Origin of the sequence: Enterococcus sp. ZQ21 (assembly GCF_030053755.1) — a bacterium.
Classification (GTDB): domain Bacteria; phylum Bacillota; class Bacilli; order Lactobacillales; family Enterococcaceae; genus Enterococcus_B; species Enterococcus_B lactis.
In genome coordinates, this window is the sequence record NZ_CP125658.1 from 1,269,303 (window position 1) to 1,282,961 (window position 13,659).

20 protein-coding genes and 1 tRNA gene are annotated in these 13,659 nt (G+C 36.3%); 13 read left to right on the forward strand and 8 right to left on the reverse strand.

Annotation, left to right across the window (positions count from 1 at the left end; translation table 11 throughout):
• Positions 1-152 precede the first annotated feature (152 nt).
• On the reverse strand, positions 153-302 hold the full coding sequence (locus QK255_RS06130; protein WP_002293298.1) for a hypothetical protein: 150 nt from the start codon (positions 300-302) through the stop codon (positions 153-155).
• A 162-nt stretch (positions 303-464) separates the two neighbouring features.
• On the opposite strand from QK255_RS06130, the gene QK255_RS06135 reads away from it, so the two are divergent.
• From QK255_RS06135 to QK255_RS06145, 3 genes are all read left to right on the forward strand, one after another.
• On the forward strand, positions 465-956 hold the full coding sequence (locus QK255_RS06135; protein ID WP_002293299.1) for a flavodoxin family protein: 492 nt from the start codon (positions 465-467) through the stop codon (positions 954-956).
• A gap of 242 nt (positions 957-1,198) precedes the next feature.
• Positions 1,199-1,399 (forward strand): cold-shock protein, encoded by a 201-nt coding sequence (locus QK255_RS06140; protein WP_002293303.1) that lies wholly within the window; start codon positions 1,199-1,201, stop codon positions 1,397-1,399.
• A gap of 525 nt (positions 1,400-1,924) precedes the next feature.
• Entirely contained in the window at positions 1,925-2,512 is a 588-nt protein-coding gene (locus tag QK255_RS06145) for a metal-independent carbonic anhydrase family protein (protein ID WP_002329249.1), read from the forward strand.
• 222 nt (positions 2,513-2,734) lie between these two features.
• Here QK255_RS06145 and QK255_RS06150 read toward each other — a convergent pair whose 3' ends face one another.
• The 4 genes from QK255_RS06150 to QK255_RS06165 all read right to left on the reverse strand — a co-directional run bounded on the left by QK255_RS06150 (position 2,735) and on the right by QK255_RS06165 (position 4,227).
• Positions 2,735-3,100, reverse strand: a complete 366-nt coding sequence (locus QK255_RS06150; RefSeq protein ID WP_002306607.1) for a TIGR02328 family protein — start codon at positions 3,098-3,100, stop codon at positions 2,735-2,737.
• 77 nt (positions 3,101-3,177) lie between these two features.
• Positions 3,178-3,423: a helix-turn-helix domain-containing protein gene (locus tag QK255_RS06155; protein ID WP_002306609.1), complete on the reverse strand. Its 246-nt coding sequence runs from the start codon at positions 3,421-3,423 to the stop codon at positions 3,178-3,180.
• A 69-nt stretch (positions 3,424-3,492) separates the two neighbouring features.
• Positions 3,493-3,747 carry a hypothetical protein gene (locus QK255_RS06160; RefSeq protein WP_002306610.1) on the reverse strand — a complete coding sequence of 85 codons (255 nt, stop codon included), beginning with the start codon at positions 3,745-3,747 and terminating at the stop codon, positions 3,493-3,495.
• A gap of 156 nt (positions 3,748-3,903) precedes the next feature.
• A complete protein-coding gene (locus tag QK255_RS06165) occupies positions 3,904-4,227 on the reverse strand; it encodes a hypothetical protein (protein WP_002306612.1) in 324 nt (107 codons plus the stop codon).
• Positions 4,228-4,399: 172 nt separating this feature from the next.
• Between QK255_RS06165 and QK255_RS06170 the strand changes: the two genes are divergently transcribed.
• Positions 4,400-4,473, forward strand: a tRNA-Ile gene (locus QK255_RS06170).
• A gap of 513 nt (positions 4,474-4,986) precedes the next feature.
• Here QK255_RS06170 and QK255_RS06175 read toward each other — a convergent pair.
• Positions 4,987-5,490, reverse strand: coding sequence for a cysteine hydrolase family protein (locus QK255_RS06175; RefSeq protein ID WP_002291257.1), 504 nt, complete (start codon positions 5,488-5,490; stop codon positions 4,987-4,989).
• Between the two features lie 39 nt (positions 5,491-5,529).
• Positions 5,530-6,339, reverse strand: a complete 810-nt coding sequence (locus QK255_RS06180) for a Cof-type HAD-IIB family hydrolase (RefSeq protein ID WP_283341616.1) — start codon at positions 6,337-6,339, stop codon at positions 5,530-5,532.
• Positions 6,340-6,672: 333 nt separating this feature from the next.
• Between QK255_RS06180 and QK255_RS06185 the strand changes: the two genes are divergently transcribed.
• From QK255_RS06185 to QK255_RS06225, 9 genes are all read left to right on the forward strand, one after another.
• Positions 6,673-7,530, forward strand: a complete 858-nt coding sequence (locus tag QK255_RS06185) for a glycosyltransferase family 8 protein (RefSeq protein WP_002291260.1) — start codon at positions 6,673-6,675, stop codon at positions 7,528-7,530.
• The gene (locus QK255_RS06190) at positions 7,523-8,425 is read left to right on the forward strand and encodes a glycosyltransferase family 8 protein (protein ID WP_002291262.1); all 903 of its coding nucleotides are present in this window, start codon (positions 7,523-7,525) and stop codon (positions 8,423-8,425) included. The genes QK255_RS06185 and QK255_RS06190 overlap by 8 nt, the downstream gene beginning before the upstream one ends.
• Positions 8,426-8,457: 32 nt before the next feature.
• Positions 8,458-8,808, forward strand: coding sequence for an iron-sulfur cluster biosynthesis family protein (locus tag QK255_RS06195; protein ID WP_002291264.1), 351 nt, complete (start codon positions 8,458-8,460; stop codon positions 8,806-8,808).
• A gap of 48 nt (positions 8,809-8,856) precedes the next feature.
• Complete coding sequence (locus QK255_RS06200; protein ID WP_185953552.1) at positions 8,857-9,780, forward strand: magnesium transporter CorA family protein; 924 nt, start codon at positions 8,857-8,859, stop codon at positions 9,778-9,780.
• 79 nt (positions 9,781-9,859) lie between these two features.
• Positions 9,860-10,753 carry an SDR family oxidoreductase gene (locus tag QK255_RS06205; protein ID WP_002291266.1) on the forward strand — a complete coding sequence of 298 codons (894 nt, stop codon included), beginning with the start codon at positions 9,860-9,862 and terminating at the stop codon, positions 10,751-10,753.
• Positions 10,754-10,790: 37 nt separating this feature from the next.
• The gene (gene amaP / locus QK255_RS06210) at positions 10,791-11,354 is read left to right on the forward strand and encodes an alkaline shock response membrane anchor protein AmaP (protein WP_002291268.1); all 564 of its coding nucleotides are present in this window, start codon (positions 10,791-10,793) and stop codon (positions 11,352-11,354) included.
• A gap of 13 nt (positions 11,355-11,367) precedes the next feature.
• A complete protein-coding gene (locus QK255_RS06215; protein WP_002291274.1) occupies positions 11,368-11,556 on the forward strand; it encodes a DUF2273 domain-containing protein in 189 nt (62 codons plus the stop codon).
• Positions 11,557-11,568: 12 nt separating this feature from the next.
• Positions 11,569-12,474, forward strand: coding sequence for an Asp23/Gls24 family envelope stress response protein (locus QK255_RS06220; RefSeq protein WP_002291276.1), 906 nt, complete (start codon positions 11,569-11,571; stop codon positions 12,472-12,474).
• A 31-nt stretch (positions 12,475-12,505) separates the two neighbouring features.
• Positions 12,506-12,748: a GlsB/YeaQ/YmgE family stress response membrane protein gene (locus tag QK255_RS06225; RefSeq protein ID WP_002291278.1), complete on the forward strand. Its 243-nt coding sequence runs from the start codon at positions 12,506-12,508 to the stop codon at positions 12,746-12,748.
• Between the two features lie 263 nt (positions 12,749-13,011).
• On the opposite strand, the gene QK255_RS06230 is transcribed toward QK255_RS06225, so the two are convergent.
• The gene (locus tag QK255_RS06230; RefSeq protein ID WP_002342189.1) at positions 13,012-13,383 is read right to left on the reverse strand and encodes a hypothetical protein; all 372 of its coding nucleotides are present in this window, start codon (positions 13,381-13,383) and stop codon (positions 13,012-13,014) included.
• Positions 13,384-13,659 lie beyond the last annotated feature (276 nt).

Here is a 13,659-nt window from a genome sequence, read left to right on the forward strand (position 1 = left end):
TTGATTGAGTTAGCCGAATACAATCGTCAATTAGATGGAGGGTTGTCAGATGAGAAGAAGTTATTGAAAACACAAAACGCACCTACTGTTATCATCCAGTAGATGCGTTTAAAGAGAAGAACGAGAATCGTCCATATGAGGGTTTCCACTCCTTATGCAGATTTTTTTAATTCTTGCACTGCTTGTTCGATCGTAACACCTGTTGCTACATGATTGCTATTTTCTTTGTCAAAAACGACAAAGAGATTCAAATCTGTATCCAAGGTTACTCGATATTGTATATCTTTGTTATAGAATGTCATAGCCATTCTCCTTTCTTTAAATACTTGCTGAAAGGCAACGAACACGTTGATAACGAAATTCCATTTATAAGTATATCACCAATTGAAAGGTTTTCATAGTTAAGAAAGTTTAAAGTCAAAATTTAGCAATCATGTTGTAAAATAAAGTGGGGAGGGAACACAATGACAACTATATTTATAAATGCAAGTCCAAACAAAGAAGGTATGACTAGTAAGTGGGGAGCGAAAGTTCTAGAAGGAATAGATTATGAGAGGATCGATCTTGTAGATTTTCATATTGCTCAATTAGGTCAAGTCAAAGCTAATGATGATTTTGATGCCGTTATGGATAGATTGGCGAAGGCGAACTACGTAGTTATTGGTACACCGATTTATTGGTGGGATATTAGTGGACTGCTTAAAACGTTTATTGACCGTTGGACAGAATTATTCCAAATCGGACTTGATTCAGAAAACGCGCCATTGCACCAGTTACCAGTACTATGGATCGTCCAAGGAGCAGCGCCAGAAGAAGCCATACCAGGCATAGAGAGAATGCTAGAAAATATTAGTAAACGATTCATGATGGATTCACAAGGAATACTATATCAAAAGAAACAAATCTCTGAAGCAAACAGACAACTTAAACAAATGCTAGTAGATAAAAACAAATAAATGGAGAACAATAGGCGGCTCAAACGCGGTTATCCAACTTTTTTATCGATTCGAAGACAATAAATTTTATATTTCATTGCATTATTCTTGTGTTATTAGAAAAAGCATGATATATTAAATAAGTAATCTATTTTGAAACGTAATTTGAGCGATATATCTACATAGATAAAACTCCTTTTGCCTATCAAATATTTATTGCAACGAAAAAACGTACATTGATACGTATCAGGAGGAATTTATTTATGAATAACGGTACAGTAAAATGGTTCAACGCAGACAAAGGTTTTGGCTTCATCACTGGTGAAGATGGAAATGATGTATTTGCACATTTCTCAGCTATCCAAGGCGACGGTTTCAAAACTTTAGAAGAAGGCCAAGCAGTGTCTTACGATGTTGAAGATGGTCAACGTGGCCCTCAAGCAACAAACATTGTTAAAGCTTAATAAAAATTGACTTTTAACCGTCTTTTCTTTCGAAAAGACGGTTTTTTTTGTACGAAGAAATTCATTGATCGTTGAATAGGCGGAAGGATGTTTTTCTTGGTGCTTTTTTGCTTCGTCCTTTGCTTTTTCATTTCATAGCTGTGTTTGTTTGTCAATAGGTATTTTCGAGAAGTATTTTACATAAAGTGGTGTATCGATTATTAAAACAATAAAAAAACAGATAAACTATTACTTTTGCATAATTATTTAAAGAAAATTAAAACGAAAAAGCCTAATAGTAGTAAGATTTTAAAAGGATTTTTTTGTTTTTAGATAACGATATTTATTTGATTAATTTTAATTATGTCTTTTATTTTAAATGTATTGAGCTTATTTTTTTATTTAAAAATAACTATGTTATGTATTATGAAAGTTATAAGAGTTTTTAAATAAAATTTAAGAACATTTAGAAATTATTAAGCTTTAACTGAAAATAAAAAAACGAAATGTTATTATTTTAGTCTGTTTTCAGGGGGGGGTAATCTTATGATAAAAAAACTATTTTTACTATCAACATTAACACTAGCAATGGCAGGTTGTTCTACAACCGATTCGGCAACTGAATCAACAACAGAAACAACTGAAGACACGACAGAAGAGGTAAAAGTTGAGACGATCACAGAAGCCGAAGTCGACGAAGCACGGGAACGCTGGGCAGAAGCAATCATAAGTATCGGTAAAGCAAGCGAAGAAGGTATGGAGGAAGCAACAGAAAAAGCAGAAGAAGTCATCGAGACATTGTATGCATACGACGAAGGTGCTGTGCTTTTTAAACCAACTAAAGCTGCAGAGTTACCATTCAGGGCAACAAAAGAAGAAGCACTTTCTTATTTCGTTGGCGGTGATATCAGCGAAGATTCTGGTTTTGCGTTAGAACCTTGGACAGACATCCGCTTCGACAATCATGAAACGATCATCGATACGGATTCAGCAATCGCATCAGGAGAATATTACTTTACTTCTGGGAAAACGGGTGATGAAACAAAAGTAGAATATACTTTCGGATTTATACGTGATGACGAAGGTAACCTGAGAATCAACTTGCACCATTCGAGCTTACCCTACGTTGGTTAAGACTTTTTCGATGAGTAAAGAGTAGAAGAGTTTTTCATGTTATATTAGAGCGTGGGACAAAAGTAAAGAAAAACTTTTGTCTCACGCTCTAAACATGTGTAAACGGCGGAAGCAGAAGCAACTCCTTCGGAAATAAGCTGAAATTCACAAAGATTTGAAAAGCAATTTTCGTGAATTACCTCTTATTTCTTGGAGTTAAACGCTTCTATCCCAGCCTCTTTTTTAGGTAAGATAAATTCCTTTTTGCTCCAAATTTGCTAAACACTCTGCTAGATACACTTCATCATGTTCCGGATAAATCGGAACGCTACGTTCTACAGTAGGCAAATCAAAAAATGCTTCGCATGATTTGCCACGGTACATAGGATCTGTCCATTCAGGTGCTGGGCTGTAGCCACGCTTTTCCATTTCGTCCATGACAAGTTGATGATATTGAAATAATTTATAAGGAGAATAGTGGAAGACATAATCTACAGTAGCGTGTTTCTTTCCCCAACCATTTCCTCTTAACGCACAGCATTCTCGATGTTGTCCTAAAAGCTGCTGACGAGGAAGCTTTGAAATCAATTTTTCATGCCATAAACGCATAGATACATCTCCTTTTTGTACATAGTTTGTTCACTTTAAACATTAAATGAAAAAACCAGCACAATGGCTGGAAAAAATCATTTCAGTTTGCTTGCTGTTTCTGAGCGACCAATCAGGTAGTCAACGGAAATATCGTAAAAGTCGGCGATGTAGATCAATTCAATGATACTTGGAATTTCTTCCCCTTGTTCGTATTTACGATATTTGAATAAAGGAATACTTAACGCGCTAGAAACAGCTACTTGGGATAAAGATCGGCCAGTTCTTAAAAAATTCAGACGACAACGTAAAGTATCCAGTAAAATAGCTTCTTCGATACTCATTTAATCACCTTTCATCATAATAGGATAGTTGTAATGACCATAGAAAGCTACACAAGCAATCAATAGGACTCAATGTTTTTTATTTAAACGTATCAAATAAAGAATGACGATTAATAGAGACAAAACCAACCCTGATAATTCTTCTACAAAAACACTATCAGGTTCAAAGTAGTTGTAATTAAAAACCTTCCACATAAAATAAATAACCGGAAGAGTCAAAACAGCTAAATAAAGCCGTTCTTTGTTCCAATGCATAAGATAAAAAATAATTGCGATCAGGACGACCGAAGGCAACCAAAACAAAACTCTAACCAACGTAATCATGTAACGGACTCCTCAACGTTTCTTCTAATAAAAGATAACATGTTATTGCATACATCACAAATGAAATGCTAGGAAAATCAAAGAAGAATAGACCGATGAAAAAGCGGAACAGCTCTCTGCTCATACGCGAGAACTGTTCCGCTAAATACAAGTTATCTATCTAGAAAAAATCAATGGATTGATATTTAAGTAATTCAATACATATAAAAAGAGGACGATTGCATTCATTAAAAAGGAAAGAATGATGATCCCGTAACGAATAGAAACATATTTAACAAATATTTCTGTCTGGACACGTGCATATTTTTTTCCTTTGTAGCTGATTATCATGATGAGAAGGAGAAGGGTGATCACACCTTGGAAAATCATTCCAACAAACAGGACTTCTGAACTTTGATGATTGTATTGGAGAAAGTAAGCTGCTGCCGCAACCAAATCGAATAAAATCGCAATAAATGGCAAAATAATCACTCCTAGCATTGAGAATTTTTAAAAGAATAGCATTTCTTCTAAAATAAGCAAGTAAAAAATAGTCAAGTTTCAAGTCAAGTAAATAAGAATAAATATATCATATTATTTATATTTTGAAGCTTGTGAGCGTCTATAATTCGTGCTATAGTTAAAAAGTAACTAAAATATATCTCATGATGATGTACCTTTAGCTCAGTTGGTTAGAGCAGACGGCTCATAACCGTCCGGTCGTAGGTTCGAGTCCTACAAGGTACATAAGAGGTTGTGAAAAAGCTGCCCTGCATCAACTAATAAGAACAGCCAAGTAAAAACAGCTTCTTATGTTTTTAACTTGGTTGGACTTATTACCGCAGATGCAAGCTTTTGAACACCGTTTAAGGAAGAGGTTGTGAAATCAGCGTTTTGACCTGAGTATTAGAGAAACAAACGGAAAAATAGTTCCTCATATTTTGCCGTTTGTTAAGCTAATACCGAGAGTCAGCTGATTGAACACCATTTAAGAAAGAGGTCGTGAGCCTACCGTTTAACTCTGAGTCACAAGGAGCAATTTCAAAAAACAGCTTCCCATGTTTGTTGAATATTGTGACTTGTGACTGAGGAGTTGGCAGGAGAACACTGTTTACCAAGGTGTCATGGAAAAGCCAATATACTTTTGTAGAAAAAGCACGTAAGACTGAAAACAGTTCTTCGTGCTTTTTCTTTTTTATTTGCTTGCTAAATGATAATAGAACTTATATAAAGAATAGACTGTAGCATACGTGTGACTGTCTATTTTTTAGGTTCAATGATCGAAACATTGAAATCTTTCAGAAGTTCCAACGCAGATTCTCCATGTTTTCTACTAGAAACTAACGTTGGATCAACAAAAAAGTCAGCTTCAGGAAACGCACTCTGCAAGCCTATCAAATTAGAGAGCACACATAAGTTTGTTTCGATCCCAACCACTTCGATCTCTTTTTGTTCTTCTTTGCTTTCAAACAAAGTCTTTTTGATTTCAGCTAAAGTTTCAGGGGGGATCGTAAAGTAATACTTTTTGATCACTCGTTCATTTTCTTGGGGAGAAAGAAGAGGGATCAATTGCAAATCTTCCCGTTCCTCTTCTTTGTCCTTCAGTTCGACTGGAATATCCCGTGTGAATAGAATATATTCCTTGTCTTTGCGTGCTTTAGCTAATCGTTTAGCAATGCGTTCCGCCAATTGGTCTGATTCTGGAATATAAAATTCGCTGTTTGGATCAAGAATATGATTTTGCATATCGATAATAACTAACATTTTCTTTCCTCCTACGTTCATGACGTCATTTTTTTATTTTCAATAGAAGTTTTTTAAAATATAAGCAACACCAGCTTCCTCATTCGTCAGTGTTACTTGGTTTGCAATTTCTTTTACTTGCCGCTGTGCATTCCCCATCGCAATACTCAACCCACTATAATTCAACATAGCAATGTCGTTTTCTTGATCGCCAAAAGCCATGATGTCACTCGACTCGATTCCAAGGTAATCCGCCAGAAAAACAAGTGAATGAGCTTTAGTGATACCTGTAGGCGTGATTTCTAAGAAATGCGGATCAGAGAATACTGAATTGATGCCGTCTGCTTGCAAATCGCTTTGTAGCTTCTGTAGTTTTTCTTCACTCTTATCTGTTAACGCTAATTTAAGATAGCTAAGAGAAGGATCTTCTAACATACTTAAAATTTGATCAAAAGAATGATTCTGCAGATTGAAATGCTCATAATAGGGGTCGTCTTTGACAAGATTAGATTCATCGAATGTCAGCTGATCATCTTGGGTTTCTCGGCTGGCAATAATTGAGATTTTTGCTTCTTGAGCATAGAAGAAGGCTTTTTTCAGAGTATCGATATCTATTTTCGAACGTCTGAGAACCTTTGCCATCTTTCCATCCTTCATTTCAGCAATCAGCGAACCATTGGAAGAAATCAAATAGCCGCCGATTCCTAATTCGGAAAAAATATCTTTAGCAGAAATGCTGTTCCTTCCTGTAGCTACTGTTACGATTCCGCAATTTTCATCAAATTTCCGAAGTGCTTGGATATTTTCTTCTGGTATCTTTCCATTTCGATCAAGCAAGGTACCGTCTAAATCAATCGCTGCTAGTTTCATTTTATCTTCCTACTTTCTTTTTACATATCTATTTTCCTGTTACCTTAAGATTAAATGAGAAATCAAAAAAATGAAACTAACTTGCTTTGCCGTTATGAATTTTTTCAAAAAATATTCTTAAGAAAAAGGTGGCTATATATAGTAGTTTTTGGTCAATACCTTTGAATAAAAAGCCATGAAAAACGAATAGTTAGCGCTTACCAATGCGTTTTGTGATGAAAATATTTTAAAATATTCAATGAAAACAAAGCATATATTTTGCTTTAATGCCAAATGAGGAATATTCTAGATGTAGAACAGGTTAGAAAAAGATTAGAAAAAGGAGTGATTTTGATGGAGAAGAGATACGGCGTAGTTCCTGTGGTGACTGCTTCAGACGAAAATTATGCTCCTTACTTGAGCGTGATGATCGCCACTGCATTAGAAAATTGCAATAAAACAAGACGCATAAAATTTTATGTGATTGACGATGGTCTATCAGAATATAGTAAACAAGGATTGGAAGAAACGGTAAATAAATATTCAAGTAATGCAAGTATCCAATTCCTGACAGTGGAAAAAGATATCTACGAAGACTTCCTAGTCAGCGACCATATCACAACTACCGCTTACTTAAGAATTTCTTTACCCAACTTATTAGCTAAAGAGGATTATAAAAAAGTCCTTTACTTAGATTCAGATGTGTTAGTGCTAGACGATATCGTAAAACTATATGATGAACCATTAAATGGAAAAACGATCGGCGCTATTATCGATCCAGGACAAGTGAAAGCATTGGAAAGATTAGGAATAGATTCCGATGACTTGTACTTCAATTCAGGGGTGATGGTGATTGACATCGATCAATGGAATAAAAAAGAAATTACAGAAAAAACTATCCATTATTTAAGTGAAAATGGTGATCGAATCATCTATCACGATCAAGATGCTTTGAATGCTGTCCTTTATGAAGACTGGGAACCACTTCATCCAAAATGGAACATGCAGACTTCTTTGATTTTTGAACGACACCCAGCACCAAATGAAAAATATGAACGTCTGTATAAAGAAGGAAATGAAAAACCTTCGATCGTTCATTTTACAGGACATGATAAACCTTGGAATACATTGAAAGATCATCCGTATACCAATTTATACTTAAAAAAATTAGCACACAGTACTCTAACGAAAGTAGGCGAGATCAATGAATAAAAAAGAAATAGCAGTAGTCGCAAGTTGTAACACAAAATTCGTACCGCATTTAGCTGCATTATTTGTCTCAGTATTAGATAATTGCAACCCGTCTAAGTTTGTTCGGTTCTATGTGATTGACGACGATATCGATTTTGAAAGCAAACAGCTTTTACGCTTCTCAGTGAAAAATGCACGAATGAATTCAGATGTAGAATTTTTGAAAATCAATAAAGAATTCTTTACAAATGTAGTAATCAGCGATCGTATTCCAGAAACAGCTTATTACCGCATAGCGATTCCAGAATTGTTCCGCGGCACGGAAGTCGAACGTATCTTATATATGGATTGCGACATGATCGCTTTACAAGATATCTCTAAATTATGGCGTCTTGACTTCGGTGATTCAATCGTAGCAGCTGTTGAAGACGCTGGGTTCCATCAAAGATTAGAAAAAATGGAGATTCCAGCTAAATCAATGCGTTACTTCAACTCAGGATTGATGCTGATCAATGTAAAAAAATGGTTAGATGAAAATATTACGCAAAAAGTATTAGACTTCATCGAACATAATCCAGAAAAATTAAGATTCCATGACCAAGATGCATTAAATGCAATCTTACATGATCGTTGGCTTCCGCTTCATCCGCGTTGGAATGCACAAGGCTATATCATGGCTAAAGCAAAGAAACATCCAACAGCAGCAGGTGAACGTGAATACGAAGAAACACGCAACAATCCTTATATTATCCATTTCTCAGGACATGTGAAACCTTGGAGCAAGGATTTTGAAGGACCAACGAAGAAATATTACGAAAAATATGCAGGGATGACGGCGTTCCGTTGTGTGGCTAAATTCCCTAAATATCCAAAATATGCAAAAGTTCAACAAAAAACAGACGTAGTTGTTAAATAATACAAGACTACAACTGAACAGGGGGAGTAGGAATGGAAATTACACTGTCTAAAAATGCAGTAGAGACGTTAATCGAAAAAGTGGGGGAAAATACAAAAATTGCACTCGCTCTCATCAATGATTCCGATCCATTTTTAAGGGATAAAGGTGCTTTTGCAAAAGGCAGCTTTTTCCAAATCATTCCTTTTGTTTCGGAATTCGGAGAGTATGCTACAAAAATCGAGCATCCTTTACTGGAAATCTATACATCTAAAGTAGAACAAAGTTATTTCGGTAAACGACTGAACATGGACTTTAATAAACAGCTTGACAGCTTCTCATTAGAAAATGAAAGTGCAGTACTCGATTATAATATCAAATTAAAGAACTGCTTCTTCAGCTAATCGTTTTTGAAAAGTCCAGAAAGGAGGTATACATTGAGATACTACTTTGTGGATGATGAAAAGAAAGTCACAGAAACAGATGAAAACAAATACAACTGGCTTATTCTCGATAATACAAAGCCAGAAGAGATCCAGCAGGCAATTAAAGAATTCGAGCTTCCAGATGACATTTTCGTAGGCACGGAATATCCGGAAGAAGTTTCTCGGATGGAACGCCTTTATGAGACCAAATTAGCGCATCCATTTTCTTTAGTTGTGATCAATCTGGATCAGTCAGATAATCGTATCGAAAAAAAATTGACACCAATATCTTTTGTACTTTCCGATAATCTCTTGATTACATGTATCGATAGAAAAACCGAGTTCGTGGATCGCTTACTGACAAAGCATGGAGATCATTTAAACTCGTTTGAAAAGATCATCACGTATACATTACTGGATATTTATACCCATTACGTGAAAGAACTAAGAGAAATGAAGCATAGAATTGATGCTTTGGATAAAGCAGCTCGTAAAACGACGGAGAATGAGGAATTGTATAAACAGGCAGATCTTGAAAGAGACATAGTGTATATCGATCATACCTTAAGAGATCAGCGAGAAACAATGAATCAATTATGGAATTCTGAAACGTTCATCAAACGGTTAGACGATGAACAGTTGCTTTATGATGTTCATTTGAGACAGCGACAAACAGAAAAAATGATCGAGATCTATCGAGACTTATTGGAGAGTATTGGTGATTTATTCAATGGGATGATGGATAATAACCTAAACCATATCATGAAGTACCTAGATTCAGCTGCACTGATCATCTCCGTACCTGCGTTGTTTGCAGGGATTTGGGGAATGAATACAGGAGGATTGCCGGGTAAAAGCTCTGCTTTAGGATTTATTCTCGTAGTATTCGGCTCTTTGATAGCAGCGGCGGTTTTAGGCTACCATCTATACCGAAAAGATTATACGAATTAAACAAACTATTTAAAACAGGTATCAAACAAAGAAATTTGTTTTGGCAATACAATTTAGAAAAACTAGGAGGAATACAGCAATGACAGAACCAAAATTAATCGATCCGCGAAATCTGTACCATACGGAGAAATTTCCTAAGCAAGATCAGGATACACCAGCTTTACAGCAGAACATGATTCCTGTTCCTGATTGCGGAGAAGAATCCTATGAGGGTAATAATCAGCTGGAAAACCGCCGTGTACTCATCACTGGTGGAGACTCAGGGATCGGTCGTGCAGCAGCGATTGCATTTGCTAGAGAAGGTGCAGATATCGCTCTTCAATTCTTCCCAGGAGAAGAAAAAGATGCAGAAGAAGTAGCTAAATACGTCAAAGATGCTGGACGTAAAATCGTCTTACTACCATTTGATCTTCGTGATGAACAAGCACCTAAAGAAATCATTGAAAAAGCAGTAAGTGAGCTTGGTGGGCTAGATACGATGGTATTGAATGCAGGACAGCAAATTTCTTGCCAGTCCATTACTGAACTGCCACTTGAACAAATCAAAGACACATTCATGGTCAACATCATCGCTATGTTTGCTTTAGTGAAAGAAGCTGTTCCGCATATCCCTGCAGGAGGAGCGATTGTTACAACAACTTCTGTCCAAGCCTTCAATCCAAGTGAACATTTGTTGGATTATGCAGCAACAAAAGCTTCAATTGCTAACTTTACGATTGGCTTAGCAAAACAACTTGCTCCTAAGGGAATCCGTGTAAATGGCGTAGCACCTGGGCCAATCTGGACACCGCTACAACTAGACGAAGGTCAGCCTTCTGATTCGATTCCTGAATTTGGTCAGCAAAGTTTACTAGAACGTGCAGGTCAACCAGGAGAATTAGCACCGGTCTATGTCTTCTTAGCATCGAATAAAGCAAGTTATGTCACAGCTCAAATTTACGGAGTAACTGGTGGAGAAGCGATCAACTTATAAAAAGTTGATCGTTTCACCCCTATGAGGAGGTGCGAAAATGAATAAAGGAGTAAAAACGCTTGGAGTGATCGGAACGTTACTTTTGCTATCTATACTCTTGTTTGCGATACTATTAAGTGCAGCCTATCCACTGCCTTTTCAATTAGAGAAGTTTCGATTCTTTTCCATCACTAATTCATATGTGCAACAATATGTATTCTGGCTTGCTGTTGCATTTGCTATTTTGACGATTATCACATTGCTTGTTTTCTTGTTTTATCCAAAAACGATCGGAACCTTTTTACTGAAACATGGTGATGGGGAGTTGACGTTGGATAAAAAAGCAATCGAAGGAATGGTTCGTTCTCACTTGCATGAAGATGAATTTATCCATTCACCAAAAGTAAATGTCAAAGCAACGAAAAACAAGATCGCCGTCAATGTAAAAGGGGAGTTGAAACGAACTTCAGCACTCATTGGTAAAACTGGAACATTGATGAAAGAAATCGAAAACGAAGTGCAACACATATTAGGCACAAAAGAGTCAGTGAAAGTATCGGTGAAATACACAGGCTTTGAAGAACCAGCTAAACGAAGCAATGACCGCAAACGAGTAGAATAGGGGGGGACCAAAAATGAAAGAACTATTTTCGACATACAAGCTCCCTATCATCTTTGGGGTACTTGGGTTGATACTAGCCGTTTTATGGATTACCGTCGGCTTTTTCAAGACTTTATTGATCTTGATCATGGCAGCTATCGGTGTCGCTATCGGTTTTTATTTGAAACAAACGAAAATTTTAGATCACTATTTTAAATCTTAGGAGGAAACATCCATGAATAACAATAACAAAAATAATAACAACAATAAAATGAACAACCAAAAACCAGTGTCTGCACATCCAGACCCAACGACACCAAACCAATCAAATGGTGTGAACGATGAAAAGAACAAAACAGCACCAGTATCTGCACATCCAGATCCAGTCGTGCCAAATGTTCAACAAGGTGTAGAAAAAAAGAAACATGACGCAGAAAAACATGCGCCTCATCATCCCGGCTCTCCAGAATCTAAAGTTCCAGAACAACATGATGCAATCGATCCTTCTAAACCATTAGAGGAACAAAAGCATCCTTCTGATCATGCGAAAGCACAAGAAAAACTTGGTTCTGAACACTCAAACGGACAAGGAAAACTTGGTTCACAACATACAAACGACCAAGAAAACCATGGCTCTGAGCAAGAAGATTCGATGCGCGGTGAGTTGAATTATGAAGATAAAGTGGTGCAAAAAATCATTGGAATCGCAATTGAACAAGTAGACGGCTTATTATCTGTAAACGGTGGTTTCTTCTCTAATGTGGCAGGAAAACTTGTGAATACAGATAATGTAACGGCTGGAATCGAAACAGAAGTCGGTAAAAAACAAGTAGCAGTTGACATGGATATCATTGTGGAATATGGCAAAGATATCGAAAAAATCTTTGAAGAAATGCAAGAAGTAATCGGCAAAGAAGTAAAAAATATGACACACTTAGATGTGATCGAAGTCAACGCTAACGTAGTGGACATCAAAACAAAAGAAGAATTTGAAAAAGATCAAGAAACGGTGCAAGACAAAGTAACTGACGCAGCGAAAAAAACCGGTGAATTTGCTTCCAATCAAACAGATAAAGTAAAATCAGCAGCTGGAAGCGGCGTTGAAAAAGTAAAAGAAAATACAGAACCACGCGTTCAGTAATAAGGAAGCAAAACATTAGGAGGAACGAAACATGGGATTTATTTGGTCACTTATCGTCGGAGGAATTATCGGAGCAATTGCAGGAGCAATCACGAATAAAGGTTCTTCGATGGGGATTATTGCAAATGTCGTAGCAGGTTTAGTTGGATCAGCACTTGGTCAAGCATTATTAGGTTCTTGGGGACCAAGTATTGCAGGAATGGCAATTGTGCCATCATTGATTGGGGCCATCATTTTAGTACTGATTGTCTCATTCTTTGCTAGAAAACTGTAAAAAGACTTTTAATAAAGAGGTCGTGAATAAGCTGTTCTGCCTCAAGTAATAAGAACAGCCAAACAAAAATAGTTCGACATGGTTTGCCGTTTATACGTGTTTAGAGCGTGAGACAAAAGTGTTCTTTACTTTTGTCTCACGCTCTATTTGTGTAGGCAAATTCCCAATTAGATTTTTAAAAGTTTTTAAGGGGAAACCAATATATTGACCAATTTTCCTTAAATGTGTCTTTATTGATACAGAGAAGCTTTCCCCACCTTTTTTTAACAAAACAATGTCTCCCTAAATTTTCTTGAGAGAGGAAAGGTGAACATACAGAATAGTACGACCACTTGAAAGACCCAGATGATCCACAAATGGATCGTATGATACTGATGAAGTAAAAAGCAATGGATCAGAAACTCAAAGAGATTGAAAAAGACAAGGAAGAAATAATATCTCTTTTTTACTCTTGTCTGTTTTAGCCAATAATAGCTCGTAAAGTAATCTAGACAAACAAATAGAAGTAAACAAAGTTTCGTTAGAGCAGTAATCGTATCATGTTGCTCTGCTAGACGATTGACGAGCAGGAAAAATGTAGGTAATGGGATATAGATCACGAGTAATGAAAGAAAAAAGTAAACGATGAATGGCATACTATTCCTCCTAAATGTGTGAGTTCGCCCTCATTTTAAAATAACGATATTTGTTTGTGAAGCTTTTTCGTGTCGTAACAAATGTTATCTAATATATTTTTAAATAAATAATCATTATTATCAAATTGACGATAAAAAGAAAAAAGAGTAGTGGATCGTTGTTATTCGAAATATTCTGTCAAAAACTCCATATTAAATGGGAAAAAGTGGCATTACATAATAGAAAGAACCCCTTTACAGTATAAATGTGGGAGTTTGCTCCCGCATAAAACCAAA